We start from the raw sequence: 24,430 nt of genomic DNA, 5'->3' as shown, positions 1-24,430 counted from the left end.
AGATGGGGGCTCTTATAAAGGAGTCGTCATGAAACTGATCGGGATGCTGGATTCGCCTTATGTCCGCCGCGTGGCGGTGTCGTTGCAGCTGCTGGGGCTGAAGTTCGAGCACCAGTCGCTGTCGGTGTTCCGCACCTTCGACCAGTTCCGCGAGATCAATCCGGTGGTCAAGGCGCCGACCCTGCTCGACGAAGAGGGCGTGCCGCTGATGGACTCCACGCTGATCCTGCAATACGCCGAATACATCGCCCGCCCGGCGCTGCGCCGCACGCCGACCATGCCGACCGAGCTGTGGCGCTCGCAGCGCCTGCTGGGGCTGGCGCTGGCCGCCTGCGACAAGGCGGTGCAGCTGTACTACGAGCGCCAGCTGCGGCCGGCGGAAAAGCTGCACCAGCCGTGGGCCGACCGCATCATCCTGCAACTCCGCGCGGCGCTGGACACGCTGGAGGAAGAACAGGCGCGCGAGCCGCTCGGCGTCACCAGCGACACCATGCCGCCGCCGGGCGTGATGATGGCCGTCACCTGGCACTTCATCCAGCAGATGGTGCCGGACGCCGCGCCGGCTTCCAGCTATCCGGCGCTGGCCGACTACTCGCGCCAGGCGGAGCAGCTGCCGGAATTCCGCGCCGCGCCGCACGGCGACGGAACATATCAGGGGTGATTGCCAATCCGGCAGCTATAATTCAGGCTTTGTCATAAGCAAAGTCTTTTTGTCATGTCGCGCCGCGTTCTATTTGTGTTGTCCCTGTTCTTCATCTTCGGCGCCCAGGCCGCCTGTCCACCGGTCCGCATCGGCTATATGGACCAGGACCGGCCGCCGTACTGGCTGGGCAAGGGCAGCGAGGTGCCGGACCCGCCCGGCGTCGCCGTCGATTACCTGCGCGCCGCCGGCGCTGCCGCCATTCCCTGTCCGCTGCAATTCGTCAGGCTGCCGGCGCACCGGCTGCGGCTGGCGCTGCAAAGCGGCGCCATCGATTACCTGCCGATCGAGGAACGCGCGGAATTGCCGCCGGACGTGGTGCTGCCGCGCGACCGCACCGGCGCGCCGGACCGCAACCGCGCCATCCACACCAGCATCATCGTGCTGGTGCGCGGAGCCGACCAGTTGCCGGCGGACACGCCAACGCCGCGCTACTTCCAGGGCCGCGTGATCGGCGTCCCGTACGGCGCGCCTTACGCCGATGCGCTGCGCGAGGCCGGCATCAAGGTCGATGAGGGCGGGCGCGACCTGGAAAGCAATGTCGGCAAGCTCAAACTCCGGCGCGTCGACGGCGTGGCGCTGACGGTCGGCATGGCCGGCGATATGGACCAGGCCATCGCCGAGCGCTACGGCAGCGAGGTGGTGCGCCTGCGCGTGCCGCTGTTCAGCGGCAACCTGTGGCTGGCCACCAACCCGGCGTATTACGCCGCGCACCGCGAGCAGGTGGAGGCGGTGTGGACGTGGATGGCCTCGCATCAGAACGAACTGGGCGGTATGCTGAGCAAATATTCCCGCAAATAAGGATTTCCATGGCTGTCACTTCCTATCTCAACACCACGCCGCAGCTTGGCGAAGGCCTGTACCTGCACCCGTCGGCGCAGGTGATCGGCGATGTCACCGTCGGCAAGGATTGCTCGATCTGGTGCAACACCGTGCTGCGTGGCGACGTCAACCGCATCGTCATCGGCGACTGCAGCAATGTGCAGGACTTCGCCATGGGCCACGTCTCGCACAAGAACGACAACAAGCCGGACGGTTCGCCGCTGATCATCGGCGACTACGTCACCATCGGCCACCAGGCCATGTTGCACGGCTGCCGCATCGGCAACGAATGCCTGATCGGCATGGCCGCCATCATCATGGACGACGTGGTGGTGCAGGACCGGGTGATGGTCGGCGCCGGCAGCCTGGTGCCGCCGGGGAAGGTGCTGGAAAGCTGCCATTTGTACGTCGGCCGCCCGGCGCAGAAGGTGAGGGCGCTGACGGCCGAGGAAATCGCCTACCTCAAGTATTCCGCCGAGCACTATGTGCGGGTGAAGAACAACTACCTGGCCGGCTGATCACACGCGATAGGCGGCCAGCCAGTGCGCGGCCGCGTTGGCCGCCGCGCGGCAGTCGGCCTCGGAGCGCATCGCCAGCATCAGCGTGGCGCCTTTCTGCGCGCCGCGTCCGGTTTCCAGCGCCAGGCCGCCCTTGGCCGCGCTCACGCTCAGAATCTCCGTCCACTGGTAGCGCGCCACGCGGCCGTCGGCATGGACGTAGCGCAGGCCGTCCTCGTCGGCCGAAAAATATTCGACATGCGGCACCAGCGGCTGCGTCTGCATCAGCCAGCCAAACGCCAGCACCGCCGCCAGGCTCAGCGCCAGCGGCCACAACACCATCAGCCACAGCGCCAGCACGGCGCCTGCGCCCGCGCCGGCCAGCGTCGCCGCGACGGCGGCCGTGCGCCGGCGGGCATGGCCGGCGGTGGTGGCGGGCATCGTCAGTGAAACGCGGTTCATGATACAGATTGTAGCGGATTTACCAATCTTGACGATAATATTCCTTGTAAATGAGAATCATTATTGTTAGGATGCTTGCTTTGCCAGCGATCGTTTCTTCCGAGAGCCAGCCGTTCGATAACTCCCACTCTCTTGGAAAACTATGGTCGCTACCTATACGGGCGCCCGGCAGCAGGCCGCGCCTTTGTCCCTCCACGTCCGCGCCGCGCTGCTGGTGATGCTCGGCGTTGCTGCCGCCCTGCCGGCGGCGGCGCAGCAAGCCCAGTCCGCCGGTGAACTGTCGGAAATCCTGGTCCAGGCCAAGCGCGACGAACTCAACGCCACGCGCAACGGCAACACCGTGGTCATCGGCGCGCGCCAGCTCGAGCGCAACAATGCGATCGACATGTCCAACATTGCCCGCTACTCGCCGCTGATCAGCGTGCCGGCGGCCGCCAGCGGCGGCGGCAGCGTGTGGGACAGCGCCAACAACACCGGCATCAACATCCGCGGCGTCGAGGGCAACCGCGTGGCGCTCGACCTGGACGGCATCTCGCTGCCGGACGCCGCCTCCAAGCCGGACGGCACCGCCAACAACGCCTTCGGCATCGGCCGCGATTACTTCGATCCGGAAACCTTCCGCGAAGTGCGCATCGGTTCCGGCGCCAGCCCGGCCGGCCCGGGGTCGCCGGGCCTGGGCGGCGCGGTCTCGTTTGTCACCAAGTCGCCGGAAGACTTCCTCAGCGACACCCGCAAGGTCTACGCCGACTACCGCTTCGGCTACACCTCGGACCGCAAGAGCCGCGTCCACGCCGTCAACGCCGCCACTGAAATCAACCCGCAGCTGAAAGCGCTGATCGTCGCCGTGCACCGCAGCGGCGAACAGCCGGACAGCACCAGCAGCGCGCCGCTGAATCCGGAAGACTGGGATTCGGACGCCGTGCTGGCCAAGCTGCACTGGACCATCGCCCGCGACCAGAAGCTGAACTTCACCATCGACAGCTTCAAGTCGGGACACGACCGCCAGTACGTCAACAAGACCAGCGCGCTGTATCCGAACGGCGTCGCCCAGCAGTCCGACACCCGGCGCAACCGCTTCAGTGTCGAGCACCAATGGGCGCCGTCCGGCGCGGCGCTGTTCGACCTGCTGGAAACCAAGCTGTACACGCAAAAAGCCGAAGTGGAAGACCTGACGCACGCCGCCTACGTCAGCGGCGGCCAGCGCTATGTGCGCGACATCAACACCGGCTACTACAACGACAGCAAAGGCATCGCCATGGACGCCAGCAAGCAGCTGGGCGGCGGCAACCTGCTGAACTACGGCGTCCAGTACGAGCGCCTGGAAAGCCGCCGTCCGTGGAGCGAGGACCGGCTGGTGGTCGCCACCGGCGCGCACCAGTACATGACCAAGGAACGCATGATCGACATGGACACCGACAAGTACGCCGCCTATGTGCGCGGCGAGTTCGGCTTCCCGCTGGCCGGCCACCAGGCGACGCTGACGCCGGGCCTGCGCGCCGAGCACCGCAAGCTGTCGCCGAAGAACCTGGACAAATACGTGGTTGCCGTGCCGGCCGCCGCCAGGGAAATCAAGCAAGAAACCGATTCCACGCTGACGCCGTCGCTGAACCTGTCGGTGGAGCTGACGCCCAACTTCAACGCCTACGCGCAATACTCGCGCGGCACGCGCCTGCCGTCGGCAGCCGAGCGCACCGGCACCTACGACTCGTTCAGCTACACCGGCGCCGGCAACGGCTACGCCGTGCTGGGCAACGCGAATCTGGACAAGGAAACCAGCAAGGCCTTCGAGCTGGGCCTGAAAGGCGCGCCTACGGCCGGCGTGGAATTCAGCGCCTCGGTGTTCAACACCCGCTACAGCAACTTCATCGAATACGTCGCGCAGCCGGCCGATCCGGTCAACTACCCGACCATCACGCAGGGCCTGTTCCGTCCGGAGAACGTCGGCAAGGCGCGCATCTATGGCGTCGAATTCAGCTCGCGCTTCGCGCTGGGCCAGTGGCTGCCAACCATGAAGGGCTTCAGCGTCAACCTGGCGGCCGGCGCCTCCAAGGGCAAGGCGGAAAACACCAGGACCGGCAAGCAAGCCGACCTGGCGTCGGTGCAGCCGTACAAGGCCAACGCCAGCTTCGCCTATGACGACGAGCGCCTCGGCGGCGCCCTGACCGCCAGCACCGCGCGCGGCAAGCGCGCCGCCGGCGACGTGCTGACCGGCGGCACCGCCACGCTGTTCGACGTGCCCGGCTACAGCGTGCTCGACCTGACAGCCTACTGGAACATCAACCAGCACGTCACCTTGAGCGGCGGCGTGTACAACATCGGCGACAAGAAATACTGGGACTACGCCTCGGTGCGCAGCCTGGTGGCCGGCACCAGCTCGACCACGCTGGCCGACATCGAACGCCAGGCGCGTCCTGGCCGCAACTACGCATTCAACCTCAAAGTGATCTACTAAGGAGCAAGCGATGAAACCCCACCAACGATTTATCCTGGCGCTGGCAGGCGCCATGCTGATCTCGTCCCTGCCGGCGGGTGCAGCCAGCCTGACCGAGCGCTACGAAGCGCTGCGCGCGGCCGAACCGCGCCTGGCGCTGCGCGACGCCGCCGCCAGGCTGAACGTATCGGAAGCGGAGCTGCTGGCCGCCAACGGCATCGGCAAAACCGTCACCCGCCTGCAGGAAGGCGAGAACGTGCCGCGTGAAATCATGCGCCGCGCGCTCGACCTCGGCAAGGTCATGGCCATGACGCGCAATGAGAACGGCGTGCTGGAGCGCACCGGCGTCGCCACCAAAATGAAGCCGCAGGAACCTGTGACCGGCCTCGACGCGGACAAGGAAAAGGAACGCGAAGCGCGCATGCGCAACATCGCCGGCGGCTACCTCGGCGGCGAAATCGACCTGCGCTTCACGTTCAAGAACTGGACCTACGCGTTTGCCGTGGTACAGCCGGGCAAGGACGGCGTGCTTTCGCGCAGCCTGCAATTCTTCGACCAGTACGGTCACGCCGCGCACAAGGTCTACGTCAAGAGCGACGCCGGCGTACCGGTGTTCGACAAAATCGTCGCCGACTTCCGCAACCCGGTGCAGAGCGCCGACCTGAAAGTGGCCACGGCCCCGGCCAGGCCGGCGCCGAAGCCGGACAGCGCGGTGGACGTCAAGGAATTCCAGCTGGCGTGGAACGAGATCAATGACGTGCACCAGTTCAACCGCCTGCTGGGCGAGTTTGGCGTGACGCGCGAGCAGGGCCTGCGCCTGGGCCCGGCCGACAAGGTGCAGCGGATCGAACCGCTGGCGGTGCGCCAGCTGCTGGAGCAGGCGGCCAGGCAGCAGGTTGAGATCATGGCCTTCCTCGGCAATGACGCAACGATCCAGATCTTCAGCGGCAAGATCAACAAGGTGCAGGAAACCGGCGGCTACTTCAACGTGCTGGACCCGGAATTCAATCTGCACCTGCGCGACACCAGCTTCGTCAGCGGCTACGTAGTCAAGCGTGCCGGCGTGGTCAACGTCGAATTCTACGACAAGGACGGCCGCGAAGTGGTCAGCTTCTTCGGCGTGCGCAGCCGCGAAAAACCGGTGCCGCAAGCCTGGATCGACCTCACCGCCGCGCTGCCGAAGGCCGGCGCGCCACGTCAGGCCAGCGTGCAGCCGGCTCAGTAGGCGTAAGTGACGTAGACGGCGGCGGCGGGGCTGGTTTTACGCTTGGTCAGCGGGCTGTCGGCGGCGTCGCCCAGCAAGTGGTTGGCGCCCAGCATGGTGGTCATGCTCCATTGCGAAGCCAGTCTGTGCTGCCACGTCAGCATGAGGTTGGCTTCGTACAGGCCGGATTTCGGCGTGTAGGCCTTGAAGCGCGAACGGGCCGCTTGCCGGGCGTTCACGCCGTGGTAGGTCTGCGCGTATTTGGCGTCGGCAAAGCCGGCCGAGACGCCGACCGATAGCGCGTCGGTGTCGCTGGCCATCAACTGCGCGGACACGCCGCCGTGCACGGTCTTGCCATTGTCGCGCTGCGACAGCGGAACGTCGGCGCGCACATTGAATTCCAGCATGGACAAGGGCTTGTAGCCCAGGCTGAGCAAGGCGCTGGCGTTGCCCTTGATATCGCCCATGCCTTTCAGCTCCTCGCTGCCATTGTTGCCGAACAGCGATTTTTCATTTTCCTCGCGGCGCTCGCCGCGATAGCCCAGTGCCGCGCTGTAGTTGAACGGCCCGATCTGCGCTCCGTAGCCGAGGCCGCGCAAGCTGCTGGCGAAGAAGCCGCTTGAGTGGGTGTAATCGAGCACGACGACCGGCGCCACCATATTGTGACCGGAGCCGGCGTAGCGGCTGCCGCCGGCGATGCCGCCGCCGACCAGGAACTGGCTATCGGCATCGGCGGCCAGCGCCGGGGCGCTCAGCAGACAGGCGAGGGGAATGAGGCGAGACAGGTTTTTCATCATGACTTCCATTTCAGAGGAGTTCCGGCGCCACCACGGCCCGGGCAACTGCGAGCAGTATCGGCACCTGCCATGAAGACAAACTGAGCCTTTTATGAAGGAAACATGAAGCCGCCATTCTTTAGCTGATCTTCAGGTTGCCGTGCTCTAATATCGGCCATGAAAATCCTGTTGATAGAAGACGACCTTGATCTGGGCAACGGCGTGCGCATCGCCCTGACCGAGCAGGGCATGGACGTGGTCTGGGTGCGGACGCTGGAAGACGCTACGCGCAGCCTGGAACGCGACAATTGCGACCTGGTGCTGCTGGACCTGGGCCTGCCGGATGGCGACGGCCTGCAACTGCTGACCAAACTGCGCCGCAGCCGCACGCAAGCCGACGGCGCCGGCCTGCCGGTGCTGATCCTCAGCGCCCGCGATTCGGTCAGCGAGCGCCTGAGCGGCCTCGATGGCGGCGCCGACGATTACCTGGTGAAGCCGTTTGTGCTGGCGGAACTGCTGTCCCGCGTGCGCGCGCTGGCCCGGCGCAGCTACGGCTTCGACGGCGAAACCATCGAAGTGCGCGGCCTCGCCTTGCACGCGCCGACCCGCCGTGTCAGCGTGGCCGGCCGCGCGGTGGAACTGACCGCCAGCGAATACGCGCTGCTGAAGATGCTGATGATGCGCGCCGACCGCGTGCTGACGCGCCGCCTGCTGGAAGAACAGACGCTGCCCGGCAGCCAGACCAACGCCAGCAATTCGCTGGACGTGCACATGGCCAATCTGCGCCGCAAGATCGGCGAAGGCTACATCCGCACGGTACGCGGCGTTGGCTACGTGATCGACTTGCAGGCGCCCGGAGGCCACGCATGACGTGGCTGCGCCGGTGCTGGCGCATGATCGCCGAGCCCACCCTGGTGCGTCGCCTGATGGTGGCGCAGGTGCTGCTGGTGCTGCTGATGTGGGGCGGCGTGATTGCCGTCATCACCCACAACGGCGGCGACAGCAGCTCGCTGCTGAACGCCCATAAAACCTCCGAAGCGGTGATTCAGGTGGCCGACAACCTCGCCGGCCAGCCGCGCCAGCACGCCACGCTGCGCGCCATCGACGCCGCCCTGCGCGAGCAGTTCGAGGAAAGCGATCTGGCGGAGATCGGTCCGCTGCTGCTGGTGTGGCAGGGCGGAAAACTGGTCTACCAGACCGCCGGCGCGCCGCCCGGCCTGCAAGGCAATCCCGGCGTCGACATGGAGACGCTGCACATCAATGGCAAGCGCTTCCGGGCGCGCACCTATCGCTCGCCGCGGACCGGCACCACGGCCATGTTTGCCGTGCCGGTCGATGTCATCAACCTGTTCCTGACGATTAACTCGCGCGGCTACTATCTGCTGCCTTTGCTGGTCAGCCTGCCGCTGCTGCCGCTGCCGGCCTGGCTGTCGATCCGGCTGGCGATGCGGCCATGGCGCCAGGTGGCGCAGGAGGTGGCGTCGCGCGGCCCGTCCGACCTGACGCCGCTGACCTCGAAAACGCCGCACCGCGAATTGTCGGCCATGGTCGACAGCGTCAACGCCTTGCTGCTGCGCGTCAGCCACAGCGCGCAGCGGGAGCGCAGCTTCATCGCCGACGCCGCGCACGAGTTACGCACGCCGCTGGCGGCCATGCGCGTGCACGCGGAAGCCTTGCAGCGGCAGACCGGCAACCCGGTGCAGCGCGAACTGCTGAACGGCATCCTGAACAGCGGCAACCGCGCCGGCCGGCTGGTCGGCCAGTTGCTGCAATTGATGCGCAGCGACGCGCCGGACAGCGCGCCGCACGTCGGGCTGGCGCTGGATGTCCTGCTGCAAGACCGGCTGGCGGTGCTGTCGATGCTGGCCTCGCGCAGCGGCGTCGAGCTGGAAATGGTGGCGGCCGAGCCGGTGCACATTCAGGGGCACAGCGAAAGCCTGGTGTCGCTGATCGACAATCTGGTGGAAAACGCCATCAAGTACAGTCCGCCGGGCGGCATGGTACAGGTGAGCCTGGCCGCCGTCGGCGCCGAGGTGCTGCTGTCGGTGCGCGATCAGGGGCCGGGCATTGCGCCGGAGTTGCGCAAACGGGTGTTCGACCGCTTCTTCCGCGATCCGCGGCAAACGCAGAGCGGCAGCGGCCTGGGACTGGCGATTGCGGCGTCCGTGGCGGCCAGCCACCACGGACGCATCGCGCTGGGCGAGGCCGCCGGCGGTGGCCTGCTGGCCACCGTCCGGCTGCCGCGCGCCTAGCCGAGGGCGGCGCGGCCGAGCGCCGGGTCGTCGGTGAAGAAGCCGTCGATGCCGGTGGCGATGTAGCGCTTCATTTCAGCGATGGCGCCGGCCTCGTTGCGCGCCGTCAGCGCGCCGTTACGGAAGTCGGCGGCGAGGAACTGGTTTTCCGGGCGGAAGGTCCATGGTTCCACGCGCAGGCCGGCCTTGTGCGCGTCCTCGACCAGCGAGGACGGCGCGGCCAGCGTGCCGTCCTTGTTCAGCGGGATGATCGAGCGGGTCGGCGGCGCCACGACATCGGCATACTGGGCGATGTCGCGCAGGCCGCCTGGCGTGCACATTTGCGCGAAGGTCAGCGTGCCGCCGGCGGCCGCCACGTCCATCGGCCGGACGTTCTCGCCGATGACCAGCTGCATCAGGCGCAGGTTGGCGCGCCGGCCCAGTTTGCCGCGCAGGTATTTCAGGTTGGCCACTTCGAACGATTGGATTTCCACCGGATTGCGGCGCGTGTAGTCGTGCGCCGCCAGGATCGACAGGAAGCGGTCTTCCAGCGGCAGGCCGACGCTGGCGAAGTAGGTCGAGTGCTTGAGCTCCGGCACGATGCCGATGATGCGCCCGCGCGCGGCCGCTTCGGCCGCGACGAAGTCGATCATTTCTTCAAACGTTACCACCTGGAACATGCCGTTGTACTGCGCGCTGCCCGGACGGTATTGCGGGATGCGCTCGACGGCGCGCAGCGTTTTCAGCTCGGCCAGCGTGAAGTCGTCGACGAACCAGCCATCGTGGGTTTCGCCGTCGATGGTTTTGCGCACCTTGCGGCCGGCGAATTCCTTGCGGCTGCCGACGTCGGTGGTTTCGCTGAGGAAGGCTTCGTGGCGCGCGACCAGCACGCCGTCCTTGGTGCTGACCAGGTCGGGCTCGACGTAGTCGGCGCCGTCGGCAATCGCTTTCGCATACGCGGCCAGCGTGTGCTCGGGACGCAGCGCGCTGGCGCCGCGGTGGCCGAATACCAGCGGCCGGCCGGCGCCGGCGCCCACCGGGGCGACGCCCGGCAGGCCGGATTGGTCGCCGGCCACCGGCGCTGCGGCGAAGGCCGCAGCCGGCAGCAGCAGCGAGGAACCGGCCGCCGCCGCGGCCGTTGCCGCCGTCTGGATGAAGCCGCGGCGCGACAGGCGCTGCGGTAAATAAAGTTTAGTCATCAGAAGTCCGCCATCAAAGTCAGGAAGCCCTGACGAGGTGCAATCGGGAAGGTATTGTACGTGCCGCTGGCGGCGCCGACCACCACGTTGAGGTCGCCCTTGCGGTCGGCCAGGTTGGTGACGTTGAGGCGGTAGCGCGCGTTCTTGACCCAGCCGCCGTTGAGGAACGGCAGCTTGCCCGAGACGCCCAGGTTCATCAGGAAGTAGCTCTTCACTTGCAGGTCGTTGGTGTAGGTGGCGTAACGCTTGCCGACGTAGTCGCCGCCGAGCTGGAATTCGGTGTCGGCCAGGTTCAGCGTGGCGACGAATTTGTCCATCCACTCCGGGCTGCCCGGCACTTTCTTGCCTGCGGTCGGCACCACGGCGTTGCCGTTCATGTAGTTGTCGTCGTATTTCGACTGGTTGTACGACAGCGCGTTGTACAGCGAGAAGGTGCGGCCGAAGTGCAGCGTGCCGGAGAAGTCGATGCCGTTGGTCTTGACGCTGCCGACGTTGGTCAGCACCGCCAGGTTGCCGCCGATAATCGACGAGATCACCGAGGTCGGGCTGATCTGCAGCAGGCGGTCCTTGAAGTTGACGTGGTAGACGTTGACCTGGCCGTCAAAGCCGGTCAGCACGCCGCCGTTCAACTGGTGGCTGGTGCGCAGGCCGGCCTCATACGTGACCGAGGTTTCCGGCTTGGCGGTGGACTTGAACAGGTCGAACGCGCCCTGGCTCGACAAGCTCCACGGCGAGGCGCCGCCGCCGCCGTAGGTGACGAACTGGCGCATGTTCTTCTGGATGTTGAAGAAGGCCTGGTCTTGCGGCGTGATGTCCCAGCGGCCGCCGATCTGCGGCAGGAACCATTTCTTGGTGTCGATCTTGCCGACCGGCAGGGCGGTCGAGTTGGCGATGGCGCCGTTCTTCGGCTGCACCGGGAACTGGCCGTCGGCAAATTGCAGACTGGACTTGAAGCCCGCTTGCAGCGCCATGTCCGGGCGGATGCGCCACTCGTCCTGCAGGTGCAGCTGCACCACCTTGTTGTCGATCTCGCTGCCGTACTGCGTGATCAGCGGGTTGCTCGGGCGGTCGTACGGCGAGCTTGGATTGTTGACGTCCAGCGCGTACCAGCGGCGATAGGCCGACGAGCGGTTGTGCTCGAACCACAGGCCGGCTTGCAGATTGTGGTCGCCCAGCTCGGTCTTCACGGTCGACAGCCAGCCGCTGCGGTTGATTTCGTATTCGGTGGTGCGGGTGGCGTAGCCGGAGTTGCCGAATACCTGCTTCAGGTTCTGGCCCGGGAAGTAGACCGCGAACAGCGCCGGCAGGCCGGCCACGCCGATCGGGCCGGCCACCACGCCGACGCCGTCGTCGTTGTGGTAGTAGACCTGATTCGACCAGGTGGTGGACTCGCCGAGGTTCATGTCGAACTTGGCGTAGGTCAGGTAGTCGGTGCGCTGGGCGTCGCTGTAGTAGTTGCGGTAGTTGTTGCCCTCGGCCGCCGGCGTGGCGCCGGTCGGCGACAGGTAGTTCAGCGCCTGCTGGAAATTCGGGTACATGAATGGACGGGTGTACGGCTGGTATTTCTCGCTGGAAGAGCGCACGGTGCTGTCTTCGTTCGGCTCGATCTTGTCCGAGTAGGCGACGTACAGCGTCAGCTTGCCCAGGCTGCTGTTGTTGATGAACTTGGCGTTGACCTGGTCGCCGCCCTGGCGGCCGTTGAAGTCCCAGGCTTTCTGCTCATGGTGCGAGGCCGAGATATAGGCGCTGTTGCCGTCGCCGAAGTTGCCGGTGTCGTAGCGCAGGAAGGTGCGCGAGGTCTTGTAGCTGCCCACGGTCTGCTGCGCCGAGAAGTTGGCGTTCGGCAGCGGGTTGCTGGAGAAGGTCTCGATGGTGCCGCCGAGGTTGCTGGTGGAGGCGGTGGCCAGGTCGCCGGCGCCCGACGACAGGATCACGCGGCCGACGTTTTCGCTGATGACGGCGCGCTGCGGCGACAGGCCGTTGTAGTTGCCGTACTGCTGGTCGCCCAGCGGCACGCCGTCCATCGTGTAGCCCAGCTGCTGGCCGCTGAAGCCGTGGATGAACAGCGACAGGTTTTGCTCGTTATTGCCCCACGGGTCGGCGGTCTGGAAGCTGACGCCGGGCAGCGTGTGCAGCGCCTTCAGCGGATTGACGCCGGGCAGGATCTTCTGCATTTCGTTCTTCCCCAGCTCTACCGAGGAACGGGTCTTGCGCGTGGCCACTTCGACGGTGGCGATCGGCGCGGCGGCGGCCGCCTCCGTGACGGCTTCGGCGGCTGGGGCGTCGGCCATGTCGGCGACGGCGGCGGCGACGTTGGCGGCCATGGCCAGCATCGGGATACTCAGGGCGGCGAAGCGGACAACGGACAGTTTCTTGTTCATGTTTTGCTCAGGTTGGTGGATGAATAACGCTGGGCATCATAGGTGGAGAGTGTTACCGGATCATGACGCGCACATGCGTTACACTGCTGGCTGGAAATAAGGAGATCGCTAAGATGCGCAGATTTTTATTGGCAGCCTTGCCACTGGTGTTGGCAGCCTGCTCAATCGATCAATCGAAGCTGGGCCACTTCGTCACCCAGACGGTGCAGCCCGGCATGCCGATGGAGCAGGCGCTGGTGCGCATGCAGGCCGAGGGCTTTTATTGCAACGCCGGCAGCGGCGTCGAGGCGGTCATCGCCTGCACCCGCACCTACCCACGCTTGATCCGCAAGAATTGCCTGGAGCGCGTCGACCTGGTGCGCAGCGCCACCTCCGCCAAGACCGTCGGCGCCATCGATGTGCTGGAAGTGAAGTGTCCTCAATAATGAAGCGTCCCCGTTTTTTGCCGGATAACTTTACGCTGGCCATGATCGCCACCGTGGCGGCCGCCAGCGTGTTTCCCTGCCACGGCCAGGGCGCCGTGATCTTTAACAACATCACCCATGTGGCGGTGTCGCTGCTGTTCTTCCTGCACGGCGCCAAGCTGTCGCGCGAGGCGGTGATCGCCGGCGTGACGCACTGGCGTTTGCACCTGCTGGTGTTGCTGTGCACGTTCGCGCTGTTCCCGCTGCTGGGGCTGGCATTGAAGCCGTTGCTGACGCCGCTGGTGACGCCGGACCTGTACCTCGGCATCCTGTTCCTGTGCATGCTGCCGTCGACCGTGCAGTCGTCGATCGCCTTCACGGCGGCGGCGCGCGGCAATGTGCCGGCCGCCATTTGCAGCGCCTCGGCGTCCAATCTGTTCGGCATTTTTATCACGCCGGTGCTGGTGGGCTTGCTGACCAGCGCGCAGATGTCGGGCGGCTCGCCGCTGGAATCGGCCGGGCAGATCGCGCTGCAGCTGTTGCTGCCGTTTATCGCCGGCCAGGTCGCGCGGCGCTGGATCGGCGCCTGGGTGGAACAACACAAGCCGTTGACGCGCATGGTTGATCAGGGTTCGATTCTGCTGGTGGTGTACACCGCGTTCAGTGAATCGGTGGGGGAGGGGCTGTGGCATCAGGTGTCGTGGAGCACGCTGGCCGGGCTGCTGTTCATCAGCGCGCTGCTGCTGGGGCTGGTGATGGCGATCAGCGCGCAGGCGGCGCGGCGGCTGGGTTTCAATCGCGAGGACAGGATTGCGATTGTGTTTTGCGGGTCCAAGAAGAGTCTGGCTAGCGGCGTGCCGATGGCCAAGATTCTGTTTGCCGGCGGCGCGCTGGGGGCTGTGGTGTTGCCGTTGATGCTGTTTCACCAGCTGCAGTTGATGGTGTGTGCGGTGCTGGCGCAGCGCTATGCGAGGGAGGCGGAGTAAATTGGGTCCCCGCCTGCGCGGGGACGACGGCCTTGCGGCGGCGCAGGCCCGTCGTTCCCGCGAAGGCGGGAACCCATGCTTAGTGCTTGGCCTCGCCGGCCGGGATCAGCGTCGCGACCGGATCGGCGCTGGCGAATAACTGCGCGCAATCGACCTTGTCATACTCGTAGTGCTTGCCGCAGAAATCGCAATTCACCGCCACCTGTCCTTGCTCGGCGATCACGCTCTCCACCTCCTCGCGGCCCAGCATCTTCAGCATATTGCCGACCTTCTCACGCGTGCAGCTGCAATGGAATTGCGGATGCAGCGGATCGAACACGCGGATCGTCTCTTCCCAGAACAAACGCTGGATCAGCACATCGATGCCGGTTTCCAGCAACTCCTGCTCCTTCAGCGTCGAGCCGAGGATGACCGCGCGGTTCCACGTTTCCAGCGCCTCCTCCTCGCTCACTGGCGTGGCTTCCGCCTTGCCGCCGTGGTAAGGCAGCTTTTGCAGCAGCAGGCCGCGCGAGACATTGTCATCGGCCGCCAGCCACAGCTTGGTATCGAGCTGTTCCGAGCGCAGCATGTAGTTTTCGATGACGGTGCTGACGTCGTCGCCATCCAGCGGCACGATGCCCTGGTACGGCTGCTGGCCCGGCACTTTTTCCAGCGGATCGAGGGTGATCACGAAGCGGCCCTTGCCGTGCGCGTTCAGCAGCGTGGTCAGCGTGGCGTCGTCGGCCACGCTGGCGCCGGCGCTGAGCTTGGCGGTGGCGCGCAGGCGCAGTTCCGCGTCGCATTCGACCACCAGCAGGCTCACCGGGCCATCGCCATGGATTTGCATGACGATCGAGCCGTTGAACTTCAGGTTGGCCGACAGCAGCGCGGCGGCTGCCGTCATCTGGCCCAGCAGTTTTTTGACCGGGGCAGGGTAGTCGTGACGGGCCTGCACTTCGCGCCAGGTGGCAGAGATGTCGATCAGCTCGCCGCGCACGGCGGCATTGTCGAAGATGAATTTTTGCAGGGTGTCCTGGGTGGTGGTGCTCATTGTTTTATCCAATCTTTTTGAGTTGCGTCTTGAACAGTTGGGCGCGTTTGACATAGCTATCGGCGCTGCCTTGCAGGGCGGCCACTTCCTCCGGCGTCAGCTGGCGCGCCACCTTGGCCGGCGCGCCGATGATCAGCGAATGGTCGGGAAAGCTCTTGCCCTCGGTGACCAGCGCGCCGGCGCCGACCAGGCAGCCATTGCCGATTGTCGCGCCATTCAGGATCACTGCCTGGATGCCGACCAGCGAGCCGTCGCCGATGGTGCAGCCGTGCAGCATGGCCTGGTGGCCGATGGTCACGTTGCGGCCCACGGTGAGCGGGTAGCCGATGTCCGTGTGCATTACCGTGCCTTCCTGAACGTTGCTGTTTGCGCCGATGGTGATACGCTCGTTGTCGCCGCGCAGCGTGGCGCCGAACCACACCGAGCTATGCTCGTGCAGGCTGACCTTGCCAATCACAGTGGCAGAATCGGCAACAAATGACGATGCGGCAATCTCGGGCGTGTGATCGCCCAGTTGGTATAGTGACATGGGAACCTGGTTGTGGTCGGTGGGATGGCGCTATTTTACGCTTGCGCGTCTAGCGAACGGTCGTGCTATTATTTTGCTTCACGCTAGCAAGTTTCCGATATGGCGCTGGCCCCCGTATTTTCAAGGCAGACAGAGATGACGACCCACACACCTTCCCGTTCCGAATTCCTGACCATTCGCGGCCTGCGCTGCCACGTGCGCCACTGGGGCCGGGAGGGCGCGCCCAAGCTGTTCATGCTGCACGGCTGGATGGACGTGGGCGCCTCGTTCCAGTTCGTGGTGGACGCGCTGGAAGGCGACTGGCACGTGATCGCCCCGGACTGGCGCGGCTTCGGCCTGTCGCAGCGCAGCGGGCTGGACACTTATTGGTTCCCCGACTACCTGGCCGACCTCGACGCCATCCTGCGCCACTACTCGCCGGATCAGGCGGTGTATCTGCTGGGGCACAGCATGGGCGGCAACATCGTCGGCCTGTACGCCGGCGCGCGGCCGGAGCGCATCCGCAAGCTGATCAACCTCGAAGGCGCCGGCCTCAAGGGCGCCAAGCCGGAGCAGACGCCGGGCCGCTACGCCAAATGGCTGGACAGCCTGCTGGAACAGCCCGAGATGCGCAGCTATCCGACCCAGGCTGCGGTCGCCGCGCGGCTGCAAAACCAACCCGCGCCTGAGCGACGACAAGGCCGCCTTCCTGGCGCAGCACTGGTCGGCGCAGAACGAGGCCGGCGCATGGGAAATCCTCGGCGACCCGGTGCACAAGCAGGCCGGCCCGCTGCCGTATCACGTCGACGACGTCATGGCCTGCTGGCAGGCGATCACCGCGCCGGTGCTGTGGGTGGAGGCCGACCAGACCAATATGTGGGACTGGATGGGCGCCAAGCCGGCCGGCCGCGTCGAACTGGAGCGCCGCCTCGGCCACCTGCGCGACGTCACCCGCAAAATGGTCGACGACGCCGGCCACATGTTGCACCATGATCAGCCTCAAGCGCTGGCGCGGATGATCGAGGAATTCCTCGCCGGCTAACCATGTACAATGCCTGATATGAAAGTCGATCTGCATTGCCATTCCAACGTCTCCGATGGCGTCCTCGCTCCTGCCGCCGTGGCGGCCACCGCCCGCAAGGCCGGCGTCGACGTCTGGGCGCTGACCGACCACGATGAGGTCAGCGGCATCCCGGCCGCGCGCGCCGCCGCCGAGCAGCAGGGCATGCGCTTTGTGACCGGTGTCGAGATTTCGATTACCTGGGCCAACGAGACGGTCCACATCGTCGGCTTGCGCATCGATGAGAACAACCAGGCGCTGGTCGACGGCCTGGCCAGCACCCGCTCCGGCCGCGACAGCCGTGGCCGCGAGATCGCCAGGCAGCTCGAAACGATCGGCATCGGCGGCGCCTACGAGGGCGCGCTGAAATACGTCGGTAACCCGGACCTGATGTCGCGCACCCATTTCGCCCGCTACCTGGTGGAAATCGGCGCCTGCGCCAACACGGGCGAGGTATTCAAGAAGTATCTGTCCGAAGGCAAGCCGGGCTACGTGCCGCATTGCTGGGCGACCTTGGCGCAGGCGGTCGGCTGGATACGCGACGCCGGCGGCATCGCCGTCATCGCCCATCCGGGCCGCTATCGCTTCACGCCGCTGGCGCAGGGCGAGCTGTTCAGCGAATTCAAGCAGCTGGGCGGCGCCGCCATCGAGGTGGTGACCGGCAGCCATACGCCGGATCAATATCCGCAGTATGCGCAATTGGCAAACTACTACGGTTTCCTGGCCTCGCGCGGCACCGACTTCCACGCGCCGGGCGAGTCGCGCGTCGATTTTGCCGCGCTGCCGCCGCTGCCGGCCAATGTGACGCCAGTCTGGCACGACTGGTTTTAGTCGCGGGTTTGCGCCGGCATGGCGCACTGCCTTGGTCGTTACGCCGTGTATCGGCTGCTGCCCGCGCGGGAGCGACGGCGGGCTCGGATGGTGAAATGGCTGGATAATTACCGCTGAGTTGCATCTTGATTTTGCGTTAAGCCGGTCTTACCTTATCATCGTGGGCTGTTGCCCGTACTGGAGACCCTTACATGAAACGCATAGTCCTGTTTATCGCCACCAACCTGGCCGTGATGCTGGTGCTGTCCATCGTCCTGTCGCTGCTGGGCATCGGCCGTCCGGGCTCGGGCAGCGAGCTGCAACTGGGCAGCCTGCTGGCGTTTTCGCTGGTGGTCGGTTTCACCGGCGCCATCTTCTCGCTGCTGATCTCCAAGCCGATGGCCAAGTGGTCGACCGGCGCGCGCGTGATCGACAATCCCTCCAATTCCACCGAGCTGTGGCTGGTCAACACCGTGCGCACGCTGTCCGAGCGCGCCGGCATCGGCATGCCCGAAGTGGCGGTCTACCCTGGCGACCCGAACGCGTTCGCCACCGGCGCCTTCAAGAACTCGGCGCTGGTCGCCGTCTCGACCGGCCTGCTGGAAAGCATGAACCGCGACGAGGTCGAAGCCGTGCTGGGCCACGAGGTCGCGCACATCGCCAACGGCGACATGGTGACCATGACCCTGATCCAGGGCGTGACCAATACCTTCGTGGTGTTCCTGGCGCGTATCGTCGGCTTCTTCGTCGACAATATGCTTAACAAGGGCAACGAGGAGCGCCGCGGCCCGGGCATCGGCTATATGGTGACCGTGTTCGTCTGCGAAATCGTGTTCGGCCTGGTGGCCTCGCTGATCGTGGCCTGGTTCTCGCGCCAGCGCGAATTCCGCGCCGACGCCGGCTCGGCCCGGCTGCTGGGCAGCACCGTGCCGATGCAGCACGCGCTGGCGCGCCTGAACGGCGTCGAGCCGGGCAGCTTGCCGCAGTCGTTCGCGGCGTCGGGCATCAGCAGCGGCCGTGGCGGCTGGGGCGCGCTGTTCTCGACCCACCCGCCGTTCGAGGAGCGCATCGCCGCGCTGCGTAGCGTACAATCGTAAGCATGAGCCAATTTTTCCAGGTACATCCCGTCAATCCGCAAGCGCGCCTGATCAAGCAGGCGGCGCAAATCATCCACGGCGGCGGCATCGTCGCCGTGCCGACCGATTCGTGCTACGCGCTGGTGTGCCACCTGGACGACAAGGGCGCCGTCGAGCGCCTGCGCCGCATCCGCGGCATCGACGAGAAACACCACCTGACCCTGCTGTGCCGCGACTTGAGCGAGCTGGGCGTCTACGCCCGCGTCGACAACCGCCAGTTCCGCCTGCTGAAGGCGGCCACGCCGGGGCCGTTCACCTTCATCCTTGAGGCGACCAAGTGCGTGCCGCGCCGTCTCAGCCATCCGTCGCGCAAGACCATCGGCCTGCGGGTGCCGGAAGACGCCATCATCAACGCGCTGCTGGCCGAACTGGAGCAGCCGCTGCTGGGGTCGACGCTGATCATGCCGGACGAGGACGAGCCGCTGAACGACGCCGACACCATCTGCGAACGCCTCGGCAAGCAGCTGGAGCTGATTATCGACGGCGGCGCCTGCAGCATGGAGCCGACCACGGTGATCGACCTGACCGGCGACGAGGCCGTGCTGGTGCGCCAGGGACGCGGCGACGCCGCCGCCTTCGGCCTCTGACATTCCCCACATTCAGGCGAGGGCGCCGGCCTTTGACGGCGCCGCAAGTAGGCAAACCAGCCTCTGGTAAAATCCCGCTCCATGGATATCGATAGCATTATTCAGACCGCCACGGTCTACGCCATTCCTGTTCTTTTTGCAATTTCCCTGCACGAAGCCGCGCATGGTTATGTCGCCCGCTATTTCGGCGATCCCACCGCCGCTAACCTGGGCCGCCTGACCGCCAATCCGCTCAAGCACATCGACCTGTTCGGCACCATCATCCTGCCGCTGCTGCTGGCCATCGCCACGCTGCCGCCGCTGGGCTACGCCAAGCCGGTGCCGGTCGACTACGGCAACCTGCGCAATCCGAAAAAGCAGATGGCCTTCGTGGCCGCCGCCGGCCCGGGCGCCAACTTTGCCATGGGCCTGGGCTGGATGATCGCGTGGGTGATCCTGACCTATGTGTTCGCCATGGACCAGCACGACTTCTTCATCCAGATGGCGCGCGCCGGCATCGGCGTCAACTCGGCCATGTTCGTGTTCAACCTGCTGCCGATTCCGCCGCTCGATGGCGGCCGCATCGTCACCGGCATCCTGCCGCTGTCGCTGGCGCGTCCTTACGCGCGCATCGAGCGCTATGGCCTGTTCGTGTTCATCGGCCTGATCCTGATGCTGCAGTTCGGCTTGCTGACCGGCTTCCTGGTGAACGGCATGCATCTGGTGCAGAGCGTCTGGCACCTGCTGGTCTACCCGCTGATGGCGCTGTTTAGCTGAACCGCGCATGTATCCCGACCGCGTCGTCTCCGGCATGCGTCCCACCGGCGCCCTGCACCTGGGGCACTACCATGGGGCGCTGAAGAACTGGATCAAGATGCAGACCGAGCTGCCATGCCTGTTCTTCGTGGCCGACTGGCACGCGTTGACCACGCATTACGACGACCCCACCGTCATCGAGCGCAGCACCTGGGACATGCTGGTCGACTGGCTGGCGGCCGGCGTCGATCCATCGCAATCGACGCTGTTCATCCAGTCGCGCGTGCCCGAGCACGCCGAACTGCACCTGCTGCTGTCGATGGCCACGCCGCTGGGCTGGCTCGAACGGGTGCCGACCTACAAGGACCAGATCGACAATCTGGCCAATAAAGACCTGGCCACCTATGGCTTCCTCGGCTACCCGCTGCTGCAGGCCGCCGACGTGCTGATCTACCGCGCCAGCCAGGTGCCGGTCGGCGAGGACCAGGTGCCGCACATTGAAATGATGCGCGAGATTGCGCGCCGTTTTAATCACCTGTACGGCAAGGAAAAGGGGTTCGAGGAGAAGGCGCAGGAGGCGGTGAAAAAGCTGGGCAGCAAGCGCGCCAAGCTGTACAACGAACTGCGCACCGAATACCGGCAGCACGGCAAGGACGCGGCGCTGGAACAGGCCAAGGCCATGCTGGACGATGCCCAGAGCCTGTCGCTGGGCGACCGCGAGCGCCTGTTCGGCTACCTCGAAGGCAGCCGCAAGCTGATCCTGGTCGAGCCGCAGGTGCGGCTGACTGCGGCGTCGCGCTTGCCGGGCCTGGACGGGCGCAAGATGTCCAAGAGCTACGGCAACTTCATCGCGCTGCGCGAGGACAAGGACACGGTCGGCAAGAAGATCAAGACCATGCCGACCGACCCGGCGCGCGTGCGTCGCACCGACGCCGGCGATCCGGAGCGCTGCCCGGTATGGCAGTTTCACCAGGTGTATTCCGACCTGCCGACGCGGGAATGGGTGGTCAAGGGTTGCCGGTCGGCCGGCATCGGCTGCATCGAATGCAAGCAGCCGGTGATCGACGCCATCATCAGGGAACAGGAACCCATGCACGAGCGCGCCCAGCCCTATCTGGACGATCCCTCGCTGGTGCGCGCCATCGTTGCCGACGGCAACGACGTGGCGCGCAAGCTGGCGCTGGACACCATGCGCGATGTGCGCGAGGCCATGGGCCTGGCTTATACGTAAAAGCAGGTAAAACAAATGAGCGATCAAATTTCTCCGTGGGTGCGCCGTTACGCACCACTGGTCCCCGGCGGCGCCGTGCTGGACCTCGCTTGCGGCAGCGGCCGCCACTCGCGCCACATGGCGGCGCTGGGCCACGAGGTGGTGGCGGTCGACCGCGACCCGGCCGCGCTGGCGGCCGCCTGCGGTCCCGGCATCACCACCAGCGCCATCGACCTGGAACAGCAGGGCGCCGCCTGGCCTTTCGGCCCGCACCGTTTTGCCGGCATCGTGGTCACAAACTACCTGCATCGTCCCCTAATTGGCGACATGCTGGCCAGCCTGGCGCCAAACGGCGTACTCATTTACGAGACCTTCGCGGCCGGCAACGAACAGTTCGGCAAGCCGTCGAATCCGGCCTTCCTGCTGCAGGCCGGCGAGCTGCTGGCGCTGGCCGCCGCGCACGGCCTGCGGGTGGTGGCGTTCGAGGACGGCGTCATCGACAGTCCAAAAGCTGCCATGGTGCAACGACTATGCGCCGTGAAGCCGGAATTTCCGCGCGAGGCGGCGCTGTTACCGCCATTTTGAGCGCCGATTTGTCGGCCCGAATGCACCACGGGCGCGGCCTATCGACTACAATCGTTGTTTTAATACTTTTTGCAGTGGTTTCCTATGATTAAGGGCAGCATCGTAGCAATCGTCACCCCGATGCACGCAGACGGCAGTCTGGACTTCGAGGGTTTGAACAAGCTGATCGACTGGCACATCGCCGAAGGTACGGACAGCATCGTCATCGCCGGCACCACCGGTGAATCGGCCACCGTCAGCGTGGAGGAACACTGCGCGCTGATCAAGGCGACGGTGGCGCACGCCAAGGGCCGCATCCCGATCATCGCCGGCGCCGGCGCCAACTCGACCGCCGAGGCGATCAAGCTGACCCGCTACGCCAAGGAAGCGGGCGCCGACGCCACGCTGCAAGTGGTTCCTTACTACAACCGTCCTACCCAGGAAGGCATGTACCAGCACTTCAAGGCCATCGCCGAGGCGGTGGACCTGCCGGTGATCCTGTACAACGTGCCGGGCCGCACCGTGGCCGACATGAGCAACGAAACCATCCTGCGCCTGGCCGCGATCCCGAACATCGTCGGCGTCAAGGACGCCACCGGCAACATCGGCCGCGGCTACGACCTGCTGCGCCTGGCGCCGAAATCGTTCGCCGTCTACTCTGGCGACGATCCGACCGCGATGGCGCTGATGCTGGCCGGCGGCGCCGGCAATATCTCGGTGACCGCCAACGTCGCCCCGCGCGCCATGGCCGACCTTTGCCGCGCGGCGATCGCCGGCGACGTCGCCAAGGCGGTCGAGATCAACAACAAGGTCTTCCCGCTGCACCAGAAACTGTTCATCGAACCGAATCCGGTGCCGGTCAAGTGGGCGCTGGCGGAAATGGGCAAGATGCCGTCCGGCATCCGCCTGCCGCTGGTGCAACTGGCCGATGGCTATCATGAGGCAGTACGCGCGGCCCTGCGAGAAGCCGGCGTACTGTAATATCCGTAGCATCGAGCAACTAGCCCCGACCTGGGTCGGATCATATTTTGCTGCACTCCAGCTTCTTAAACAGTAACGACATGACTATTCGCAAGACAGCTTTTATTTCCTCGCAGCGCGCCCTGGTGGCCGGCGCCGTGGTAGCCACTGTGACCAGCCTGACCGGCTGCGGCATGATCAGCTCGGTAGTAGGCAATGACAAGGTGGACTATCGTTCCGCCAAGAAGGCCAGCACGCTGGATGTGCCGCCGGACCTGACCCAGCTGCAAAAAGATAACCGCTACTCGCTGCCGGACTCGAACAACGGTGTCGCCACCGCCTCCGGCTACAACGCCTCGAAAGCCGCGCAGTCCGGCGCGCTGAACCAGGCGGTGGTGCCGGGCCAGCCATCGGCCGGCACCGTGGCGCAAACCTCGCTGAGCGATATCAAGGTCGAGCGCGACGGCAACCAGCGCTGGCTGGTGATCAAGCAGACGCCGGAGCAGCTGTGGCCGCAGCTGAAACAGTTCTGGGAAGATTCGGGCTTCACGCTGTCGCAGGAACTGCCGGGCGCCGGCATCATGGAAACCGAGTGGAACGAGAACCGCGCCAAGATTCCGCAGGACTTCATCCGCAACACCATCGGCAAGGTCTTCGACTCGGTGTATTCCAGCGGCGAGCGCGACAAGTTCCGCACCCGCATCGAGCGCCGCGCCGACGGTTCCAGCGAAATCTACATCAGCCATCGCGGCGTGCAGGAAGTGACGGTCGGCGCCGAGAAGGAAAGCACCAAGTGGATGGCCCGTCCCAACGATCCGGGCCTGGAGGCTGAATTCCTGTCGCGCCTGATGAACAAGCTGGGCAATGGCGGCGAGCAGCTGGCGCAAGCCAAGGAAGCGGTCGACGGCGCCATTGTGCAGCCGCAGCATGCGTCGCTGGTGGGCGCCGGCGCCGACCGCGCGGTGCAGGTGGACGAGGGCTTCGACCGCGCCTGGCGCCGTGTCGGCCTGGCGCTGGACCGCGCCGGTTTCACCGTCGAGGACCGCGACCGCACCCAGGGTATTTACTTCGTGCGTTATATCAACGACACGGCCGAATCGAAAGGTTTCTTCAGCAAGCTGTTTAGCTGGGGTTCGTCGGACGAGGCGGATAAGGAAGCGCAGCGTTATCGCATTTCGGTCAAGGCGGCCGAGGGCAATACCAGCGTGGTCAAGGTGCTGACCAATGCCGGCGCGGCTGAAACCAGCCCGGTCGGCGAGAAGATTATCACGCTGCTGCACGAACAGCTGAAGTAAATACAGTTTGTCGTTCCCGCGCAGGCGGGAACCCATAGGCCGCGTCAAATACAGACTCGGCATGGACGAGAGATGCCGGCGCAAGCCGGCATTTTATTTATCCCGGTTCTAGTCGATAAAACGCGGGACGAAAAAACCGGCCTAAGGCCGGTTTTTTCTCTCAAGCTGATATTACTTCGAAGCAGCTGGAGCAGCAGCGGCCGAAGCAGCTTGCGAAGCAGCAGCAGCAGCGTCAGCAGCAGCCGAAGCGGCTTCCGAAGCAGCGGCAGCAGCGGCTGGAGCAGCAGCGTCAGCAGCTGGAGCAGCTGGGGCTGGAGCAGCGGCTTCTGGAGCAGCTACTGGAGCTGGAGCGGCAGGAGCCTCTTCTTTTTCGAGCAAGCAGCCAGAGCAACAGCCAGCAGGGAGGCGATCAGCAGGGATTTTTTCATGGATTTTCCTTAGT

24 protein-coding genes are annotated in these 24,430 nt (G+C 65.4%); 18 read left to right on the top strand and 6 right to left on the bottom strand.

Translation table 11 applies throughout. The annotated features are described in order from the left end of the window. Nucleotides 1–28: 28 nt before the first annotated feature. The 3 genes from ACRQ5J_RS22550 to ACRQ5J_RS22540 are packed head-to-tail and all read left to right on the top strand — an operon-like array spanning nucleotide 29 to nucleotide 2,040. On the top strand, nucleotides 29–661 hold the full coding sequence (locus tag ACRQ5J_RS22550; RefSeq protein WP_432379974.1) for a glutathione S-transferase: 633 nt from the start codon (nucleotides 29–31) through the stop codon (nucleotides 659–661). A 54-nt stretch (nucleotides 662–715) separates the two neighbouring features. Then, nucleotides 716–1,501 carry a hypothetical protein gene (locus ACRQ5J_RS22545; RefSeq protein ID WP_432379972.1) on the top strand — a complete coding sequence of 262 codons (786 nt, stop codon included), beginning with the start codon at nucleotides 716–718 and terminating at the stop codon, nucleotides 1,499–1,501. A gap of 8 nt (nucleotides 1,502–1,509) precedes the next feature. Then, on the top strand, nucleotides 1,510–2,040 hold the full coding sequence (locus tag ACRQ5J_RS22540) for a gamma carbonic anhydrase family protein (protein ID WP_432379970.1): 531 nt from the start codon (nucleotides 1,510–1,512) through the stop codon (nucleotides 2,038–2,040). On the opposite strand, the gene ACRQ5J_RS22535 is transcribed toward ACRQ5J_RS22540, so the two are convergent. After that, a complete protein-coding gene (locus tag ACRQ5J_RS22535; RefSeq protein ID WP_432379968.1) occupies nucleotides 2,041–2,481 on the bottom strand; it encodes a hypothetical protein in 441 nt (146 codons plus the stop codon). Nucleotides 2,482–2,623: 142 nt separating this feature from the next. Between ACRQ5J_RS22535 and ACRQ5J_RS22530 the strand changes: the two genes are divergently transcribed. Both ACRQ5J_RS22530 and ACRQ5J_RS22525 read left to right on the top strand, forming a co-directional pair. Then, complete coding sequence (locus tag ACRQ5J_RS22530) at nucleotides 2,624–4,933, top strand: TonB-dependent receptor domain-containing protein (protein ID WP_432379966.1); 2,310 nt, start codon at nucleotides 2,624–2,626, stop codon at nucleotides 4,931–4,933. Nucleotides 4,934–4,943: 10 nt separating this feature from the next. Beyond that, entirely contained in the window at nucleotides 4,944–6,137 is a 1,194-nt protein-coding gene (locus tag ACRQ5J_RS22525; RefSeq protein WP_432379964.1) for a hemin-degrading factor, read from the top strand. Here ACRQ5J_RS22525 and ACRQ5J_RS22520 read toward each other — a convergent pair. Continuing rightward, the gene (locus tag ACRQ5J_RS22520) at nucleotides 6,131–6,910 is read right to left on the bottom strand and encodes a MipA/OmpV family protein (RefSeq protein ID WP_432379962.1); all 780 of its coding nucleotides are present in this window, start codon (nucleotides 6,908–6,910) and stop codon (nucleotides 6,131–6,133) included. The genes ACRQ5J_RS22525 and ACRQ5J_RS22520 overlap by 7 nt on opposite strands. A 159-nt stretch (nucleotides 6,911–7,069) precedes the next feature. Here ACRQ5J_RS22520 and ACRQ5J_RS22515 point away from each other — a divergent pair, with 159 nt between their 5' ends. After that, nucleotides 7,070–7,762 carry a response regulator gene (locus tag ACRQ5J_RS22515; RefSeq protein WP_432379960.1) on the top strand — a complete coding sequence of 231 codons (693 nt, stop codon included), beginning with the start codon at nucleotides 7,070–7,072 and terminating at the stop codon, nucleotides 7,760–7,762. After that, the gene (locus tag ACRQ5J_RS22510) at nucleotides 7,759–9,144 is read left to right on the top strand and encodes an ATP-binding protein (RefSeq protein WP_432379958.1); all 1,386 of its coding nucleotides are present in this window, start codon (nucleotides 7,759–7,761) and stop codon (nucleotides 9,142–9,144) included. Before ACRQ5J_RS22515 ends, ACRQ5J_RS22510 begins: the two co-directional genes overlap by 4 nt. Here the strand turns inward: ACRQ5J_RS22510 and ACRQ5J_RS22505 are convergent. Together ACRQ5J_RS22505 and ACRQ5J_RS22500 are read right to left on the bottom strand one after the other, a co-directional pair. Next, on the bottom strand, nucleotides 9,141–10,322 hold the full coding sequence (locus tag ACRQ5J_RS22505; RefSeq protein WP_432379956.1) for a glycerophosphodiester phosphodiesterase: 1,182 nt from the start codon (nucleotides 10,320–10,322) through the stop codon (nucleotides 9,141–9,143). The genes ACRQ5J_RS22510 and ACRQ5J_RS22505 overlap by 4 nt on opposite strands. Further along, nucleotides 10,322–12,703: a TonB-dependent receptor gene (locus tag ACRQ5J_RS22500; protein ID WP_432379954.1), complete on the bottom strand. Its 2,382-nt coding sequence runs from the start codon at nucleotides 12,701–12,703 to the stop codon at nucleotides 10,322–10,324. Before ACRQ5J_RS22500 ends, ACRQ5J_RS22505 begins: the two co-directional genes overlap by 1 nt. A 113-nt stretch (nucleotides 12,704–12,816) precedes the next feature. Here ACRQ5J_RS22500 and ACRQ5J_RS22495 point away from each other — a divergent pair, with 113 nt between their 5' ends. Further along, the gene (locus ACRQ5J_RS22495; RefSeq protein ID WP_432379952.1) at nucleotides 12,817–13,128 is read left to right on the top strand and encodes a hypothetical protein; all 312 of its coding nucleotides are present in this window, start codon (nucleotides 12,817–12,819) and stop codon (nucleotides 13,126–13,128) included. Beyond that, nucleotides 13,128–14,093, top strand: a complete 966-nt coding sequence (locus ACRQ5J_RS22490; protein ID WP_432379951.1) for a bile acid:sodium symporter family protein — start codon at nucleotides 13,128–13,130, stop codon at nucleotides 14,091–14,093. The genes ACRQ5J_RS22495 and ACRQ5J_RS22490 overlap by 1 nt, the downstream gene beginning before the upstream one ends. A 79-nt stretch (nucleotides 14,094–14,172) precedes the next feature. On the opposite strand, the gene hslO is transcribed toward ACRQ5J_RS22490, so the two are convergent. Both hslO and ACRQ5J_RS22480 read right to left on the bottom strand, forming a co-directional pair. Further along, nucleotides 14,173–15,123, bottom strand: coding sequence for an Hsp33 family molecular chaperone HslO (gene hslO / locus ACRQ5J_RS22485; protein WP_432379949.1), 951 nt, complete (start codon nucleotides 15,121–15,123; stop codon nucleotides 14,173–14,175). A gap of 4 nt (nucleotides 15,124–15,127) precedes the next feature. After that, complete coding sequence (locus ACRQ5J_RS22480) at nucleotides 15,128–15,652, bottom strand: gamma carbonic anhydrase family protein (RefSeq protein WP_432379947.1); 525 nt, start codon at nucleotides 15,650–15,652, stop codon at nucleotides 15,128–15,130. Nucleotides 15,653–15,787: 135 nt separating this feature from the next. Here ACRQ5J_RS22480 and ACRQ5J_RS22475 point away from each other — a divergent pair, with 135 nt between their 5' ends. From ACRQ5J_RS22475 to bamC, 9 genes are all read left to right on the top strand, one after another. Then, nucleotides 15,788–16,624, top strand: a complete 837-nt coding sequence (locus ACRQ5J_RS22475; protein WP_432379945.1) for an alpha/beta fold hydrolase — start codon at nucleotides 15,788–15,790, stop codon at nucleotides 16,622–16,624. A gap of 58 nt (nucleotides 16,625–16,682) precedes the next feature. Next, nucleotides 16,683–17,522, top strand: a complete 840-nt coding sequence (locus ACRQ5J_RS22470; RefSeq protein ID WP_432379943.1) for a 3',5'-nucleoside bisphosphate phosphatase — start codon at nucleotides 16,683–16,685, stop codon at nucleotides 17,520–17,522. 191 nt (nucleotides 17,523–17,713) lie between these two features. Then, nucleotides 17,714–18,598 carry a protease HtpX gene (gene htpX, locus ACRQ5J_RS22465; protein ID WP_432379941.1) on the top strand — a complete coding sequence of 295 codons (885 nt, stop codon included), beginning with the start codon at nucleotides 17,714–17,716 and terminating at the stop codon, nucleotides 18,596–18,598. Nucleotides 18,599–18,600: 2 nt separating this feature from the next. Further along, nucleotides 18,601–19,224, top strand: coding sequence for an L-threonylcarbamoyladenylate synthase (locus ACRQ5J_RS22460; protein WP_432379939.1), 624 nt, complete (start codon nucleotides 18,601–18,603; stop codon nucleotides 19,222–19,224). Between the two features lie 81 nt (nucleotides 19,225–19,305). Beyond that, nucleotides 19,306–19,980 carry a site-2 protease family protein gene (locus ACRQ5J_RS22455; RefSeq protein ID WP_432379937.1) on the top strand — a complete coding sequence of 225 codons (675 nt, stop codon included), beginning with the start codon at nucleotides 19,306–19,308 and terminating at the stop codon, nucleotides 19,978–19,980. A gap of 7 nt (nucleotides 19,981–19,987) precedes the next feature. Next, on the top strand, nucleotides 19,988–21,190 hold the full coding sequence (locus ACRQ5J_RS22450) for a tryptophan--tRNA ligase (RefSeq protein ID WP_432379935.1): 1,203 nt from the start codon (nucleotides 19,988–19,990) through the stop codon (nucleotides 21,188–21,190). Between the two features lie 15 nt (nucleotides 21,191–21,205). Further along, nucleotides 21,206–21,754, top strand: a complete 549-nt coding sequence (locus tag ACRQ5J_RS22445) for a class I SAM-dependent methyltransferase (protein ID WP_432379934.1) — start codon at nucleotides 21,206–21,208, stop codon at nucleotides 21,752–21,754. An 84-nt stretch (nucleotides 21,755–21,838) separates the two neighbouring features. Beyond that, nucleotides 21,839–22,714 (top strand): 4-hydroxy-tetrahydrodipicolinate synthase, encoded by an 876-nt coding sequence (dapA, locus tag ACRQ5J_RS22440; RefSeq protein WP_432379933.1) that lies wholly within the window; start codon nucleotides 21,839–21,841, stop codon nucleotides 22,712–22,714. Nucleotides 22,715–22,794: 80 nt separating this feature from the next. Further along, nucleotides 22,795–23,988, top strand: coding sequence for an outer membrane protein assembly factor BamC (gene bamC / locus ACRQ5J_RS22435; RefSeq protein WP_432379931.1), 1,194 nt, complete (start codon nucleotides 22,795–22,797; stop codon nucleotides 23,986–23,988). Nucleotides 23,989–24,430: the final 442 nt, after the last annotated feature.

Origin of the sequence: Duganella sp. P38 (genome assembly GCF_050859475.1) — a bacterium.
In the GTDB taxonomy this organism is placed as follows: Bacteria; Pseudomonadota; Gammaproteobacteria; order Burkholderiales; family Burkholderiaceae_D; genus Rugamonas.
Note: the sequence above shows the minus strand (reverse complement) of the source record. Positions and strands in the feature narration are given on the sequence as shown.

Coding starts and splice junctions, on each gene's coding strand:
- ACRQ5J_RS22540 (WP_432379970.1), top strand. CDS start 1,510: ATGGCTGTCACTTCCTATCTCAACACCACGCCGCAGCTTGGCGAAGGC.
- ACRQ5J_RS22505 (WP_432379956.1), bottom strand. CDS start 10,322: ATGACTAAACTTTATTTACCGCAGCGCCTGTCGCGCCGCGGCTTCATC.
- ACRQ5J_RS22550 (WP_432379974.1), top strand. CDS start 29: ATGAAACTGATCGGGATGCTGGATTCGCCTTATGTCCGCCGCGTGGCG.
- dapA (WP_432379933.1), top strand. CDS start 21,839: ATGATTAAGGGCAGCATCGTAGCAATCGTCACCCCGATGCACGCAGAC.
- htpX (WP_432379941.1), top strand. CDS start 17,714: ATGAAACGCATAGTCCTGTTTATCGCCACCAACCTGGCCGTGATGCTG.
- ACRQ5J_RS22480 (WP_432379947.1), bottom strand. CDS start 15,652: ATGTCACTATACCAACTGGGCGATCACACGCCCGAGATTGCCGCATCG.
- ACRQ5J_RS22495 (WP_432379952.1), top strand. CDS start 12,817: ATGCGCAGATTTTTATTGGCAGCCTTGCCACTGGTGTTGGCAGCCTGC.
- ACRQ5J_RS22525 (WP_432379964.1), top strand. CDS start 4,944: ATGAAACCCCACCAACGATTTATCCTGGCGCTGGCAGGCGCCATGCTG.
- bamC (WP_432379931.1), top strand. CDS start 22,795: ATGACTATTCGCAAGACAGCTTTTATTTCCTCGCAGCGCGCCCTGGTG.
- ACRQ5J_RS22545 (WP_432379972.1), top strand. CDS start 716: ATGTCGCGCCGCGTTCTATTTGTGTTGTCCCTGTTCTTCATCTTCGGC.
- ACRQ5J_RS22445 (WP_432379934.1), top strand. CDS start 21,206: ATGAGCGATCAAATTTCTCCGTGGGTGCGCCGTTACGCACCACTGGTC.
- ACRQ5J_RS22450 (WP_432379935.1), top strand. CDS start 19,988: ATGTATCCCGACCGCGTCGTCTCCGGCATGCGTCCCACCGGCGCCCTG.
- ACRQ5J_RS22460 (WP_432379939.1), top strand. CDS start 18,601: ATGAGCCAATTTTTCCAGGTACATCCCGTCAATCCGCAAGCGCGCCTG.
- ACRQ5J_RS22530 (WP_432379966.1), top strand. CDS start 2,624: ATGGTCGCTACCTATACGGGCGCCCGGCAGCAGGCCGCGCCTTTGTCC.
- ACRQ5J_RS22520 (WP_432379962.1), bottom strand. CDS start 6,910: ATGAAAAACCTGTCTCGCCTCATTCCCCTCGCCTGTCTGCTGAGCGCC.
- ACRQ5J_RS22490 (WP_432379951.1), top strand. CDS start 13,128: ATGAAGCGTCCCCGTTTTTTGCCGGATAACTTTACGCTGGCCATGATC.
- ACRQ5J_RS22535 (WP_432379968.1), bottom strand. CDS start 2,481: ATGAACCGCGTTTCACTGACGATGCCCGCCACCACCGCCGGCCATGCC.
- ACRQ5J_RS22510 (WP_432379958.1), top strand. CDS start 7,759: ATGACGTGGCTGCGCCGGTGCTGGCGCATGATCGCCGAGCCCACCCTG.
- hslO (WP_432379949.1), bottom strand. CDS start 15,123: ATGAGCACCACCACCCAGGACACCCTGCAAAAATTCATCTTCGACAAT.
- ACRQ5J_RS22455 (WP_432379937.1), top strand. CDS start 19,306: ATGGATATCGATAGCATTATTCAGACCGCCACGGTCTACGCCATTCCT.
- ACRQ5J_RS22470 (WP_432379943.1), top strand. CDS start 16,683: ATGCCTGATATGAAAGTCGATCTGCATTGCCATTCCAACGTCTCCGAT.
- ACRQ5J_RS22515 (WP_432379960.1), top strand. CDS start 7,070: ATGAAAATCCTGTTGATAGAAGACGACCTTGATCTGGGCAACGGCGTG.
- ACRQ5J_RS22475 (WP_432379945.1), top strand. CDS start 15,788: ATGACGACCCACACACCTTCCCGTTCCGAATTCCTGACCATTCGCGGC.
- ACRQ5J_RS22500 (WP_432379954.1), bottom strand. CDS start 12,703: ATGAACAAGAAACTGTCCGTTGTCCGCTTCGCCGCCCTGAGTATCCCG.